The organism is Alteromonas hispanica, assembly GCF_010500915.1.
Taxonomy (GTDB): Bacteria; Pseudomonadota; Gammaproteobacteria; order Enterobacterales; family Alteromonadaceae; genus Alteromonas; species Alteromonas hispanica.
Map to the genome: position 1 here is coordinate 1 of NZ_JAAAWP010000011.1, position 13,000 is coordinate 13,000.

Sequence of the window (13,000 nt, forward strand, 5' to 3'; positions counted from 1 at the left end):
GCTCCTAGTACGAGAGGACCGGAGTGGACGAACCGCTGGTGTTCGGGTTGTCATGCCAATGGCATTGCCCGGTAGCTACGTTCGGAACGGATAACCGCTGAAAGCATCTAAGCGGGAAGCCGGCCCAAAGATGAGTCATCCCTGACCTTTAAGGTCTGGAAGGGTTGTTATAGACGATGACGTTGATAGGCAGGGTGTGGAAGCGTTGTAAGGCGTTAAGCTAACCTGTACTAATTGCCCGAGAGGCTTAACCATACAACGCCTAAAAGGCTTCGGTAAGAAGTTGGCGTTGTAAGCAAATTGATAAGCAAATCGATAGGATGTGACAAACAACTGTATGTACTGTTGGTCCTCCTTGCGCAAAAGTCATGATAAAAAGCAATCATGATTTTGCACCACAAGTAGAGTAAAAAGTAAGTTACTCACTGATTGAATTAATATCAAACTTTCCTAAATTGTTATCCAGCTTTTTCCTGGCAGCCATAGCGATACGGTACCACCTGACTCCATTCCGAACTCAGAAGTGAAACGTATTAGCGCCGATGGTAGTGTGGGGTCTCCCCATGTGAGAGTAGGACACTGCCAGGTCCCATTAAGAAAAACCCGCCTAACGGCGGGTTTTTTGCTTTCTAGCATCCAAAAATCATAAACGGGGTCAGATCCACATTAAGCAGCCAGCCAGCCGATACTTTTTTGAGACTGAAAGTGATGCTATCCCAAGCTAGAGCCTACCTCCTAACAGGCAAGTGTGCTAATGCGGATCTGACCCTTTTTATCTGGTTCTTGCTTTGTTTATTCACTATATTAGAGCGCTAATACATGAATAACTAATAAGTGACTGTTCGATGGCAGAGCGAATTATTTTAGAAGCCACATTTAATCCAGCGGTGAAGCGTTATTGGCTTGTAAGCCTTTTGTTGTTTTCGACATTAATAGTGATTGGCATACCCTTTCTTATTATATCAATCCCTTTATTTTTAGTGATAAGCAATAGAACGTTGGCTGCAATGTCGGCAACGATCACAGAACGCAAGCTTGTTGTTAAAAGAGGGATATTTCATAAAGAAGAAAAGTCTATACCCTTGGAAAAGATTACAGATGTAGCTATGGTTCAAGGGCCCTTAATGCGTGTTTTTAACCTTTACAGGCTGTCATTTGAAACGGCTGGACAGTCGGCTCAAGGCGCGCTCGTTTCCCTTCTTGGTATTGATGACGCCGCTAATTTTCGGGAAACAATACTATCGCAAAAAGATGCGATATCGGTGATAGGAACTTCTACCAGCGGCCAGTCTGAAGATAAGCAATCTGAAATGTCAGTTCTTATAGATAGCGTCAAGCGCATTGAAGGTTTGTTGGAAGCCTTGCTAAAGGAAAAGTAGTTTCTAAAACTCCTCCAGCGTGTGTTTGTTTATTTAGAATATGACTAACAGAAAAAAGACCCTTACTGATTACTATGAATTAGAAAGGGTCTTTTTACATCGATTCAAAACCGGTGAGTAACTCTATTACTTAGCTTTACCTTGTTTCGCCACGGCATCCATCATTGCTTTAATTGCTTCTGGATCTCCTAAGTAGTCTTTTGAAATAGGTTTTAGATTCTCATCAAGTTCGTAAACCAAAGGCACGCCCGTTGGTATATTCAGGCCGAGTACCTCTTCATCAGACATGCCGTCTAGGTATTTTACGAGTGCTCGTAAACTATTTCCGTGAGCAGCGATGATGATGCGTTTTCCGTCTTGGATTTGCGGACGAATTACGTCGTGCCAGTATGGCAGTACGCGCTCTATGGTAAGCTTAAGACTCTCACCGCGAGGTAGAATGTCAGCATCAACATTATTATAGCGACGATCGTGACCAGGAAAATGCTCACTTTCAGTTTCTACTGCTGGCGGTGGAATATCGAAACTACGACGCCATACTTTAACTTGCTCTTCACCATGCTTGGCAGCAGTTTCTGCCTTATCTAGGCCAGTAAGTGCGCCATAGTGACGCTCATTTAAACGCCAGTGACGCTCAACGGGTAGGTAGTGCTGTCCCATTTCTTCAAGCGCAATATTAAGTGTTTTAATAGCGCGAAGTAATACAGACGTGTAAGCCTGATCAAATTCAAATCCTGCGTCTTTTAACATTTTACCAGCGTTCTTTGCTTGTGCTACGCCAGTATCAGTCAAATCAACGTCATGCCAACCAGTGAAACGATTTTCCAAGTTCCACTGACTCTCTCCGTGACGAATAAGTACCAATTTATACATAGTTGGGTTACCTGCGGGGTTGAGTAAAAATGCCTGCCCGTCTGTTTTAGAATAGACGTGCAGACGTATATTGAAGTTGTATATTATCATCCTTGATACGTAACAAAAAATCCAGCGCTAACCCCCATAAAATCAAAGGAAAGACCAACCTTTGTACCATCAGCTTCGTCACTTTGAGCCTATATAAATTTACTCATACCTGAATGATGCTCGTTTAGCCATTTAACTGTGGAAGGGTCTTCAATAAAGCTGAAGTCTTCAAAGTCAAAACCTGGTGCTACGGTACAACCTACTAAGCTGTAATCTCCGGTGCTATAAGCAGCTTGATAATGGCCCGCCGGTACAATGTGTACATAGCCATTTTCTGAGTTGCCTATGGTTTTTTTTGAAAGCCCGTTTTGTGCAAGTGTGTCAGTTTCAAACTGAATTAATTGCAATGGTGCGCCTTCATAATGATTCCATACTTCGTCGTGCAACACACGATGAAACCGACTCACTTGCCCTTCTAAAAGTAAGAAGTAGATGTGTGTTAGTGCAGGTCTGCTTTTGCCATGAACGTGCGAAGCTGTAATGTCTGAAGAGCGATATATTTGCTTGTAATAACCACCCTCAGGATGTGGCATTAACCCATATTTTTGAATAAGTGTGTGCATTGGCTAAACTCTATATATAGCGCGTTGAGTTAACGCAGGTGTTTTAAGCATATTTGGGTACTCATATCGTTAAAAGGTAATGATGTTTTGGTTTAAATTCAAAAATAAAGAATGAGTACACGCTTTCGAAGCGGTGTGTGTTAGCTAAGCGGACAAAAACTTAGCAGTTACATGAACTTTTTTTCATGTATTTTCCGTATAAGAACATAGCAGCTGAACGTTTAGGTGTATACGCTGCACTATAGGTCTTTCCTACAGTCCTTTCGTTCAGCGAATAATATAAATTTCGAACAGGCAAAAAAGGATAGTGACCATATGACTTATAAGTCTTTTTCAGACCTTGAAGTAAAGGGTAAAACTTTCAAGGCTATTAACCTCGATCGTATAAACGAAAAATATCCCCTAGATCGCCTTCCGTTTTGTATTAAGGTACTTTTAGAAAACCTCGTTCGTCACGAAGATAAAGAATTCGTCTCTAGTGAAGATATAGAGCACGTAGCCAAATGGGACACCTCGAATAATGAAGAGCTTGAAGTCTCTTTCGTTCCAGCCCGCGTTATTTTACAAGATTTTACAGGTGTTCCAGCCATTGTCGATTTGGCTGCAATGCGTGACGCTGTTGACCGTCTTGGTGGAGATGCGCAAGCTATCAACCCACTCAACCCTGTAGAGCTGGTTATCGATCATTCTGTAATGGTTGATCATTTCGCCGAAGAGAATGCCTTACAGAAAAACACAGACATTGAAATTGAAAGAAATAGAGAGCGTTACCAGTTTTTAAAATGGGGACAGTCTAGCTTCGATAACTTTAAAGTGGTTCCTCCCGGTCGCGGTATTGTTCACCAAGTTAACCTTGAATACTTAGCGCGCTGTGCGTTTATCAAAGAGACTGAAGACGGAAACTTTGTCTACCCAGATACGCTTGTTGGTACAGATTCGCATACCACAATGATAAATGGCTTAGGGGTATTGGGATGGGGTGTTGGCGGAATTGAGGCTGAGGCGGCTATGCTTGGTCAGCCTGTCACCATGCTACTTCCTAACGTGGTAGGCTTTAAGCTAGACGGTAGGCTACCCGCTGGCGTTACCGCAACAGACATGGTACTCACTATTACCCAACAGCTTAGAGCCCATGGTGTAGTAGGAAAGTTCGTCGAATTTTTTGGGCCAGGCTTAAAATATCTTACCACTGCAGATAGAGCTACCATTGCTAATATGGCACCAGAATACGGCGCCACATGCGGTATCTTCCCTATAGATGACGTCGCGCTAGACTATTTACGTTTAACGGGTCGTGACGAAGCGCAAATAGAGCTGGTAGAGAAGTACGCTAAATACAGCAACTTATGGCATGACGATCATTCGAAGGATGCTGAATACCACGAGACGCTTGAACTAAATTTAAACGACGTGGTTCCCTCTATTGCCGGCCCTAAACGTCCGCAAGATAGAATTGCTCTAGATAAAGCCGCAGAAGCATTCAATGAATGGCATCGTTCTCAAATAGACGTAAAAGTGCTGGATGAAGAAACAGAGTTCGTCGCTGAAGGCGGTCTAGTCGGTGGTAGCGATGTTGACGAAGCGCACGACTCATTCGTTAACTTTAGAGACAACAAATTCAATTTAGAAGATGGTGCAATAGTTATTGCTGCTATTACTAGCTGTACTAACACCTCTAACCCATCTGTGCTTGTTGCTGCAGGACTGCTTGCGCAAAAGGCGGTTGAAAAGGGCTTAACCAGCAAACCGTGGGTGAAAACCTCGTTAGCACCAGGTTCGCAAGTAGTCACCCAGTATCTCGAAGATGCTAATTTAATGAAGCCGCTTGAAGCCTTAGGTTTCAATTTGGTGGGCTATGGTTGTACTACCTGTATTGGTAATTCGGGGCCGCTTCCAGACCCCATTACCGACGCGATAAGAAAAGCGAAACTTACGGTAACGTCGGTACTTTCAGGTAATCGTAATTTTGAAGGGCGAATTCATCCCGATGTCGCCGCAAACTATTTAGCATCGCCTCCTTTGGTAGTGGCTTACGCACTCGCAGGCAACATGAATGCGGATATTTCTAAAGAGCCATTAGGCATGTCAAAAGACGGCGAGCCAGTTTACTTAAAAGATCTTTGGCCTTCAGAGGAAGAGATTCAAAAGTATATTTCCGAAAATGTGACCGGTGCGCTATTTAAAGAAAAGTATGCTGACGTGTTTAAAGGCAACGGTGAATGGAACGAGTTAAGTGTAAGTGAAACATCAGTTTACGACTGGCCTGATTCAACTTATATCAAACATCCACCATTTTTTGAGGTAATGGAGAAAGAGCCTGCTGCGCTTCAGTCAATTGATAATGCACGTTGTCTTGTAAAAGTAGGTGACTCGATTACTACAGACCATATTTCGCCGGCAGGTGCCATTGCACCAGACAGTCCTGCGGGAGAATACTTGCAAGCTCAAGGCGTCGATCCCAAAGATTTTAATTCTTACGGATCACGAAGGGGTAATCATGAGGTCATGATGCGGGGTACGTTTGCCAATGTACGCTTGCAAAACCAGCTTGCGCCCGGAACCAAGGGAAGTGCAACCACTCACTATCCAAGTGGTGACAGCATGTCGATATTTCATGCCGCCATGCGATACAAAGATGACGGCGTACCAGCCGTGGTTATAGGCGGTAAAGAGTATGGAACAGGCTCAAGTAGAGACTGGGCTGCGAAGGGGCCTTCTTTGATGGGCGTGAAAGCCGTATTAGCCGAAAGCTACGAACGGATACATCGCTCAAACCTGATCGGTATGGGAATTTTACCTCTTCAGTTTAAAAAGGGAGATTCGGCATCATCGCTTGATATCAAGGGAAACGAATCATTCTCAATTGGTGGCGTAGAGCGTGGACAAAAAGAAGTGAGCGTTACCATGATCACTGACGATGGTGAATCAAAAGAATTTACCATGGATATTAGAATTGATACGTCTAACGAATTTACGTATTTTGAAAATGGCGGAATCTTACATTACGTCATTCGAGAATATCTTCGTAAGTAGAGTTGTCAGGTATATAAAGTAGAGTTAAAAACGCCCCTTGGTGAATAAATCACGAAGGGGCGTTTTATTTTTAGCGTAGTTTAATCTCCACTGACTATTTGAACTTGCGCTAAATCAGTGTCGCCTTTTATCACTTTGAATATAGCGTCTTGAACCAAGGTGCGCATTCCATCGTCTGTAGCCTGCTTCTTCATTTGAGCTACACTTGACTCTTTATACACTAACGAGCGCAGTTCTGGTGTCATACCCAGTAATTCATGCACACCGGTTCTACCTTTATAGCCGGTATTGCCGCACTCTGAGCACCCTTTCGCTTTATAAAGCTCTGGAATACCAGATAGGTTTAGCTCGTGCATGTGCTCTTTGCCGTACTGGCGTTCAATAAACGCCATATCCTTTTCAGACGCTACGTATTTCTCTTTACACTTACCGCACAATGTACGAATAAGACGCTGAGCAAGTATTCCTACACAGGCATCTGAAAAGTTAACTGGGTCTAACCCTAAATCAAGTAAACGAGTAATGGTTTCAGGTGCTGAGTTGGTATGCAGCGTAGACAATACTAAGTGACCTGTTAGTGAAGCCTCAATACCCGCATGGGCAGTCTCTTTATCACGCATCTCACCAATAAGAATAATATCGGGGTCTGCACGTAAGAAAGCGCGAAGAGCATTGGCAAAGGTAAATCCAATTTTGGGGCTCACTTGAACTTGCTGTAAACCTGGCTGGGTAATCTCTACGGGATCTTCAGCAGTCCATATCTTCTTCTCAGGTGTGTTCAAATACCCAAGTATGGCGTGTAGTGTTGTGGTTTTACCCGAGCCTGTTGGCCCAACAACAAGAAGAATGCCGTGAGGCTTTTTAATCATATCTTCAAGGCGAGCCCGGTTGTTGGGAGCCAAGTTCATTTTTTCTATGGGCATGGCTCCACCAGAGGCCAATATCCTCATTACTACGCCTTCGCCTGCAACGGTTGGAATAGTGGCTACGCGAACCTCTACAAGTTGGCCGTTCATTCTAAATGCCAGCTTACCGTCTTGCGGAACACGTTTTTCGGCGATATTTAAATTCGACATAATCTTTATACGCGCTATCACTGCGTTATGGTGCGAGTGAGGAACTTGGTTCATGTCTCTACACACACCGTCTACACGCATACGAACACGGGTAGGCGCATTTTTCTCGGGATCTATGTGAATATCTGAGGCATTAAGACGCTTGGCATCGTGCAATACACGGCTTACTAAACGCACTACTGCAGGTGCATCATCGGATAACTCATCAAATTGGTCTTCTTTTTCGTCGCTAGAGGTACCAATTTCATCCAGTATTTCACTCATCTCGCCAGGGCCGCCGCCCCCGCTGTTTTCACCGAGATATTGCAAGACTAAGCTAGGTAAGCTAACCGCAATTTCATAACTCTCAATGCCCATTGCACTCTCTATTTCCATTAGAAGTGCTGCGTTGTTAGGTTCGGCCATCAATACGATAGGCTTTTCGTGAGCATCTGCTATAACTGCAACATAGTTACGCTTTAAATAGGAAACATTGAGCTTACTTTCATTTTCAAAGCGGTGGTATTTATCCGGCAAATAGGGAATAAAAGGGACTTGGTAGTGAATTGATAAAGAGTTACCAATCTCTTCTTCTGAAATACGGTGCTCAGAAACAAGACGTTGAACAAGGGCTCGTATATCTGGTGTCGAAAGCTTTATTTCTTCGAGGGTGTTTTCATCGATAAGACTTTTGTGAACTAATAGATCGAATGGGTTATTGGTGCCCCCTAATTCAAAACGAAATTTGTCACCCAGTATTAAAGCGAGCGCGTTACCCAGTTTAAGATCATCTTCGGAGAAGGCACTTTCTACCTTATTGATAATCTGGATTACACCCATTAGCACTCCGGCATTCATTATAGGGACACAGAGAATATTTAAGGTTTTGAAGTCACTGTCTTTATCGAATTTGCCAGCAAACCTGAGTCGAGGGTGAATACTTTGAAGCATGGTTGTGTTGTAAGGGTCGTCAATAACAACAGGCTTCTGAGAAAGTGCAACGTACCCTGCAATAGACATTGGACTGATAGGCACTTTAATTTCTTGTGTTTCTTTCCCAGTTTTAAAACGGGCAACCAAGTCTTGGTGCTGGCGCCTACGCTGAAAAATACTCATGCGCTGAGCACCAAACAGTTCTAAGATGATAGGCTCTAACAAACCATAGGCATCGAGCAGCGAAGAATGATTATTCAGAATACGCCTGATTTGAGAGAACGTTTGTTGATTATTGACTACTTCCATATTCCCACTACTTTGCGGAGTGAGACCTTTTGTCTCATTCCTTTAATAAAAATTCCTGGGCGCGACCTTAAGCAAAGCCAACAAAGCCAGTTTTAAGAACAACGGTATAAACGGCTGGACTTTACGGTTTGCGTTTGAATACTTGCGCACAAAAGCCTTACAGACACGTTTAACCTTAGTTTAACAATGTTACCTGTTTATCTCACCTAGGCAGACGATCGTAAATTACACCAAGCGCTGCGTTTGGCTATGTTATCAGCAACAATATACATTTACGTCAGGTGGGGCAATAAGTCTACTTTGAATATAAAACTTTAAACTAATGACTTAGCAACAAAATAGCAAAGACGTAAAATAATCATTAGGGTTGAGGAACCTGACTGAATTCAAATTTTATGCGCTGAATATAGAACAAAAAGCAATCTAGTAGTTGCATTACCTCAACGCTTCTGTATAATTCGCGCCCACTGCCTGAATAGGGCATTGATTTTTTAGCCGCAACCACACTGCTTTTAGGGTGGCTGCCGACGTAAGAGATTTGTCTTTACCGACCAAGCTATTACAAGCGTGCTAAAAATAAGAACAGGGTTCCAATTGGGAACCATCGGTTTACGCACATCCTTTCTTTCTGAACAAAATAGAAAAGAAGGGGTGAATTTTTTTGTTCTTTCGATTGGAGCTTAATCGATGCCAAATCAAAGAATTCGTATTCGTTTGAAAGCGTTTGATCACAAGTTGATCGATCAGTCTACGGCTGAAATCGTTGAAACGGCGAAACGTACTGGTGCTCAGGTCAGCGGTCCAATTCCACTGCCTACTCGCAAAGAACGCTATACGGTATTGACATCTCCTCACGTAAATAAAGATGCACGTGACCAATATGAGATTCGTACTCACAAGCGTTTGGTAGACATCATCGAGCCAACTGATAAAACAGTTGATGCGTTGATGCGTTTGGACTTGGCTGCTGGTGTTGATGTTCAAATCAGCCTGGGCTAACAAGAGAGGGTTATAACAATGGCGATTGGTCTAATCGGTCGTAAAGTGGGTATGACTCGCATCTTCACTGAAGATGGCACGTCAATCCCTGTGACTGTTATTGAAGCGACCCCAAACCGTGTTACTCAGTTACGTACTGAAGAAACAGACGGTTATCGCGCTCTTCAGGTTACTGCTGGAACTAAGAAAGCTAACCGCGTCAACAAAGCCGAAGCAGGTCACTTTGCTAAAGCTGGTGTTGAAGCTGGTCGCACTCTAGCAGAATTCCGCCTAGAAGATAACGAAGGTAACGATATTGAAGTCGGCGGTGAAATCACTGTTGAAATCTTTAACGATACCAAAAAGATTGATGTCACTGGTACATCAAAAGGTAAAGGTTTTGCTGGCGCGATCAAACGTTGGAACTTTAGTTCTCAGCGTATGACTCACGGTAACTCTTTGTCTCACCGTGCTCCTGGTTCAATTGGCCAAAACCAATCACCAGGTAAAGTTTTCAAAGGCAAGAAAATGGCTGGTCAGCTTGGTAACAAGCAAGTGACTACGCAGTCTTTGGAAGTTGTACGTGTTGACGTAGAGAACGGCCTTATCCTTGTTAAAGGTGCCGTACCTGGCGCAACTGGTAATGACGTTATCGTCAAGCCAGCTGTTAAAGCGTAACGTCTGGGGAGTGAACTGATGGAATTAACATTGAAAGACGCGCAAAGCGCTCTTGAAGTATCCGAAGCGACCTTTGGACGTGAATTCAACGAAGCCTTGGTACACCAAGTCGTTGTAGCTTACGGTGCAGGCGCGCGTCAGGGTACAAAAGCGCAGAAAACTCGCGCTGAAGTTCGTGGTGGCGGTAAGAAGCCATGGCGTCAAAAAGGTACTGGCCGAGCTCGTGCTGGTACAATCCGTAGCCCAATTTGGGTTGGCGGTGGCCGTGCTTTCGCAGCTAAGCCTCGTGACTTCGAACAAAAAGTTAACAAGAAAATGTATCGCGGTGCGATTAAGAGCATTTTGTCAGAACTAATTCGCCAAGATCGTTTGATCGTGGTTGAAAAGTTCGGTGTTGAAGCACCTAAGACAAAAGAACTTATTTCTGCACTTAACGAATATGAACTAAATGATGTTCTTATCGTTACTCCTGAAGTAGATGAAAACTTGTTCTTAGCGGCTCGTAACTTATATAAAGTTGACGTACGCGACGTAGCAGGCATTGACCCAGTGAGCTTGATTGCATTCGAAAAAGTGCTAATTACTGCTGATGCGGTTAAACAACTTGAGGAGGCGTTAGCATGAAAGAAGAACGTCTACTGAAGGTGCTAGTAGCACCTCACGTTTCAGAAAAGTCTACAATGGCTGCTGAAGCGAACAACACAGTTGTATTTAAAGTAGCCAAAGACGCGAATAAAGCCGAAATTAAAGCTGCAGTTGAAAAACTGTTTGAAGTTGAAGTTGAAGGTGTTCGCACAGTGAACGTTAAAGGTAAAACTAAACGTCACGGTATGTCTTTCGGTAAACGCAGCGACTGGAAAAAGGCCTACGTGGTTCTTAAAGAAGGTCAGGACATCGACTTTGTCGGTGGCGCTGAGTAAGAAGGGGATTAGAAATGCCATTATTGAAAGCTAAGCCAACTTCTGCCGGTCGTCGTCACGTTGTTCAGGTTACTAACCCTGACCTGCACAAAGGTGCACCGTACGCACCTTTGCTAGAAAAGAACAGCAAATCTGGCGGTCGTAACAACCATGGTCGTATTACAACTCGTCACATTGGTGGTGGTCATAAGCAACACTATCGTGTGATCGACTTTAAACGCAACAAAGATGGCATTCCAGCCAAAGTTGAGCGTTTAGAATACGATCCAAACCGTTCTGCTAACATTGCTCTAGTATTGTACGCAGATGGTGAACGTCGTTACATTCTGGCTCCAAAAGGTATGAAAGCTGGTGATGCAATCCAGTCTGGTTCGGGTGCTCCGATCAAGTCTGGTAACACATTGCCTATGCGTAACATTCCTGTTGGTAGTGTTGTACACGCAATTGAAATGAAGCCTGGTAAAGGTGCACAAATCGCACGCTCTGCTGGCGCTTACGCTCAGATCTTAGCACGTGACACTAACTACGTTACTCTACGTCTTCGCTCTGGCGAAATGCGTAAAGTATTATCTGATTGCCGCGCCACTATTGGTGAAGTTGGTAATGCAGAACACATGCTTCGTTCATTGGGTAAAGCTGGTGCAACGCGCTGGCGTGGTATCCGTCCTACCGTTCGTGGTGTTGCCATGAACCCGGTTGATCACCCACACGGTGGTGGTGAAGGACGCACGTCGGGTGGTCGTCATCCAGTATCTCCTTGGGGTGTTCCTACTAAAGGTAAGAAAACCCGAAGCAACAAGCGTACCGATAAACTTATCGTACGTCGTCGTAACAAGTAATAGCGAGGATTCACCATGCCACGTTCTCTCAAGAAAGGTCCATTTATCGACCTTCACTTGCTGAAGAAGGTAGAGGCTGCAGTGGAAAAGAACGAACGTAAACCAATTAAGACTTGGTCTCGTCGTTCCATGATCATCCCAGATATGATTGGGTTGACCATTGCGGTCCATAACGGTCGACAACATGTACCTGTCATTATTAGTGACGAAATGGTCGGCCACAAGTTGGGCGAATTTGCGCCAACGCGTACTTACCGCGGCCATGTCGCGGATAAGAAAGCTAAACGTTAAGGGGTAGGAAGATGGAAGCATTAGCTAAACACCGTTTTGCCCGCACGTCGGCTCAAAAGGCACGCTTGGTTGCGGATCAGGTTCGCGGTTTACACGTAGAGAAAGCTCTTGAAGTTCTTACGTACAGCCCGAAGAAAAGCGCAGCACTAGTAAAGAAAGTTTTGGAGTCTGCGATTGCTAACGCAGAGCACAACGAAGGCGCGGATATCGACGAGCTTGTCGTAGCCAAAATCTTTGTTGACGAAGGTCCAACTATGAAGCGAATCAAAACACGCGCCAAAGGCCGTGCTGATCGCATCTTCAAGCGCAGCAGTCACATCACTGTGGTTGTAGCGGATAACTAGGAGTAGATAATGGGACAGAAGGTACATCCTACAGGTATACGCCTGGGTATCAGTAAACCATGGACTTCTACCTGGTACGCTAATACTGCAGACTATGCGGACAACCTGTATAACGATCATCAGGTACGTCAGTATCTGACTAAGCAACTTAAGAACGCTTCACTTTCTAAAATCGTGATTGAGCGTCCTGCTAAGAGCATCCGTGTGACTATTCACACAGCTCGTCCGGGCGTGGTTATCGGTAAGAAAGGTGAAGACGTAGAAAAGTTGCGTAACTATGTGTCTAAGCTAGCCGGTGTGCCAGCTCAGATTAATATCGCTGAAGTACGTAAGCCAGAGCTAGATGGTCAGTTAGTCGCTGACAGCATTTCTAGTCAGCTAGAGCGTCGTGTTATGTTCCGTCGCGCTATGAAGCGTGCGGTACAAAATGCAATGCGTCTAGGCGCTAAAGGTATTAAAGTTGAAGTTAGCGGCCGTTTAGGCGGAGCAGAAATTGCTCGTTCTGAATGGTATCGTGAAGGTCGCGTTCCTCTGCACACTTTCCGTGCAGATATCGATTACGCAACCTCAGAAGCATCAACTACTTACGGCATCATCGGCGTTAAGGTATGGATCTTCAAGGGTGAGGTTCTAGGTGGACTACCTACAGCTCAAGAGCAACAACCAGCTGCTCAACCTAAGAAGAAAGGCCGCAACGCTAAGCGAGAGGGCTAAT

13 protein-coding genes and 2 rRNA genes are annotated in these 13,000 nt (G+C 44.4%); 12 read left to right on the forward strand and 3 right to left on the reverse strand.

Annotated elements, in window-relative coordinates; all coding sequences use genetic code 11:
• The 3 genes from GTW09_RS14900 to GTW09_RS14910 form a co-directional block, all read left to right on the forward strand.
• Window positions 1-255: ribosomal RNA gene (locus GTW09_RS14900) — 23S ribosomal RNA — on the forward strand; the annotation flags it as partial.
• A 217-nt stretch (window positions 256-472) separates the two neighbouring features.
• Window positions 473-588, forward strand: a 5S ribosomal RNA gene (gene rrf, locus GTW09_RS14905).
• A gap of 257 nt (window positions 589-845) precedes the next feature.
• Window positions 846-1,379, forward strand: coding sequence for a PH domain-containing protein (locus GTW09_RS14910; protein WP_163112533.1), 534 nt, complete (start codon window positions 846-848; stop codon window positions 1,377-1,379).
• A gap of 126 nt (window positions 1,380-1,505) precedes the next feature.
• Here the strand turns inward: GTW09_RS14910 and gpmA are convergent, their stop codons facing one another.
• The gene (gene gpmA, locus GTW09_RS14915) at window positions 1,506-2,252 is read right to left on the reverse strand and encodes a 2,3-diphosphoglycerate-dependent phosphoglycerate mutase (RefSeq protein WP_163112584.1); all 747 of its coding nucleotides are present in this window, start codon (window positions 2,250-2,252) and stop codon (window positions 1,506-1,508) included.
• Window positions 2,253-2,431: 179 nt separating this feature from the next.
• On the reverse strand, window positions 2,432-2,905 hold the full coding sequence (locus GTW09_RS14920) for a cupin domain-containing protein (RefSeq protein ID WP_163112534.1): 474 nt from the start codon (window positions 2,903-2,905) through the stop codon (window positions 2,432-2,434).
• Between the two features lie 315 nt (window positions 2,906-3,220).
• Here GTW09_RS14920 and acnA point away from each other — a divergent pair, with 315 nt between their 5' ends.
• A complete protein-coding gene (gene acnA / locus GTW09_RS14925) occupies window positions 3,221-5,938 on the forward strand; it encodes an aconitate hydratase AcnA (RefSeq protein WP_163112535.1) in 2,718 nt (905 codons plus the stop codon).
• Between the two features lie 80 nt (window positions 5,939-6,018).
• Here the strand turns inward: acnA and GTW09_RS14930 are convergent, their stop codons facing one another.
• Window positions 6,019-8,235, reverse strand: a complete 2,217-nt coding sequence (locus GTW09_RS14930; protein WP_163112536.1) for a GspE/PulE family protein — start codon at window positions 8,233-8,235, stop codon at window positions 6,019-6,021.
• A gap of 687 nt (window positions 8,236-8,922) precedes the next feature.
• On the opposite strand from GTW09_RS14930, the gene rpsJ reads away from it, so the two are divergent.
• Genes rpsJ through rpsC form a run of 8 tightly spaced genes read left to right on the forward strand, consistent with a single transcriptional unit; the run spans window position 8,923 to window position 12,999 of the window.
• Complete coding sequence (rpsJ, locus tag GTW09_RS14935; protein WP_006012796.1) at window positions 8,923-9,234, forward strand: 30S ribosomal protein S10; 312 nt, start codon at window positions 8,923-8,925, stop codon at window positions 9,232-9,234.
• An 18-nt stretch (window positions 9,235-9,252) separates the two neighbouring features.
• A complete protein-coding gene (rplC, locus tag GTW09_RS14940; RefSeq protein ID WP_032095144.1) occupies window positions 9,253-9,891 on the forward strand; it encodes a 50S ribosomal protein L3 in 639 nt (212 codons plus the stop codon).
• A gap of 18 nt (window positions 9,892-9,909) precedes the next feature.
• On the forward strand, window positions 9,910-10,515 hold the full coding sequence (gene rplD / locus GTW09_RS14945; protein WP_071978416.1) for a 50S ribosomal protein L4: 606 nt from the start codon (window positions 9,910-9,912) through the stop codon (window positions 10,513-10,515).
• A complete protein-coding gene (gene rplW / locus GTW09_RS14950) occupies window positions 10,512-10,811 on the forward strand; it encodes a 50S ribosomal protein L23 (protein ID WP_012516959.1) in 300 nt (99 codons plus the stop codon). Before rplD ends, rplW begins: the two co-directional genes overlap by 4 nt.
• A 14-nt stretch (window positions 10,812-10,825) precedes the next feature.
• Window positions 10,826-11,650: a 50S ribosomal protein L2 gene (gene rplB, locus GTW09_RS14955; RefSeq protein ID WP_100970792.1), complete on the forward strand. Its 825-nt coding sequence runs from the start codon at window positions 10,826-10,828 to the stop codon at window positions 11,648-11,650.
• Window positions 11,651-11,665: 15 nt separating this feature from the next.
• Window positions 11,666-11,941: a 30S ribosomal protein S19 gene (gene rpsS, locus GTW09_RS14960; protein ID WP_012516961.1), complete on the forward strand. Its 276-nt coding sequence runs from the start codon at window positions 11,666-11,668 to the stop codon at window positions 11,939-11,941.
• A gap of 11 nt (window positions 11,942-11,952) precedes the next feature.
• Window positions 11,953-12,285, forward strand: coding sequence for a 50S ribosomal protein L22 (gene rplV / locus GTW09_RS14965; RefSeq protein WP_032095147.1), 333 nt, complete (start codon window positions 11,953-11,955; stop codon window positions 12,283-12,285).
• A 9-nt stretch (window positions 12,286-12,294) separates the two neighbouring features.
• Window positions 12,295-12,999, forward strand: coding sequence for a 30S ribosomal protein S3 (gene rpsC, locus GTW09_RS14970; protein ID WP_071978418.1), 705 nt, complete (start codon window positions 12,295-12,297; stop codon window positions 12,997-12,999).
• The last annotated feature ends 1 nt before the right edge of the window (window position 13,000 follow it).

Excerpts from the sequence above, each read along its gene's own strand:
- rplV (WP_032095147.1), top strand. The coding sequence starts at position 11,953 with ATGGAAGCATTAGCTAAACACCGTTTTGCCCGCACGTCGGCTCAAAAG.
- rplB (WP_100970792.1), top strand. The coding sequence starts at position 10,826 with ATGCCATTATTGAAAGCTAAGCCAACTTCTGCCGGTCGTCGTCACGTT.
- rpsC (WP_071978418.1), top strand. The coding sequence starts at position 12,295 with ATGGGACAGAAGGTACATCCTACAGGTATACGCCTGGGTATCAGTAAA.
- GTW09_RS14910 (WP_163112533.1), top strand. The coding sequence starts at position 846 with ATGGCAGAGCGAATTATTTTAGAAGCCACATTTAATCCAGCGGTGAAG.
- acnA (WP_163112535.1), top strand. The coding sequence starts at position 3,221 with ATGACTTATAAGTCTTTTTCAGACCTTGAAGTAAAGGGTAAAACTTTC.
- rplW (WP_012516959.1), top strand. The coding sequence starts at position 10,512 with ATGAAAGAAGAACGTCTACTGAAGGTGCTAGTAGCACCTCACGTTTCA.
- GTW09_RS14920 (WP_163112534.1), bottom strand. The coding sequence starts at position 2,905 with ATGCACACACTTATTCAAAAATATGGGTTAATGCCACATCCTGAGGGT.
- rplD (WP_071978416.1), top strand. The coding sequence starts at position 9,910 with ATGGAATTAACATTGAAAGACGCGCAAAGCGCTCTTGAAGTATCCGAA.
- rpsJ (WP_006012796.1), top strand. The coding sequence starts at position 8,923 with ATGCCAAATCAAAGAATTCGTATTCGTTTGAAAGCGTTTGATCACAAG.
- rplC (WP_032095144.1), top strand. The coding sequence starts at position 9,253 with ATGGCGATTGGTCTAATCGGTCGTAAAGTGGGTATGACTCGCATCTTC.
- gpmA (WP_163112584.1), bottom strand. The coding sequence starts at position 2,252 with ATGTATAAATTGGTACTTATTCGTCACGGAGAGAGTCAGTGGAACTTG.
- GTW09_RS14930 (WP_163112536.1), bottom strand. The coding sequence starts at position 8,235 with ATGGAAGTAGTCAATAATCAACAAACGTTCTCTCAAATCAGGCGTATT.
- rpsS (WP_012516961.1), top strand. The coding sequence starts at position 11,666 with ATGCCACGTTCTCTCAAGAAAGGTCCATTTATCGACCTTCACTTGCTG.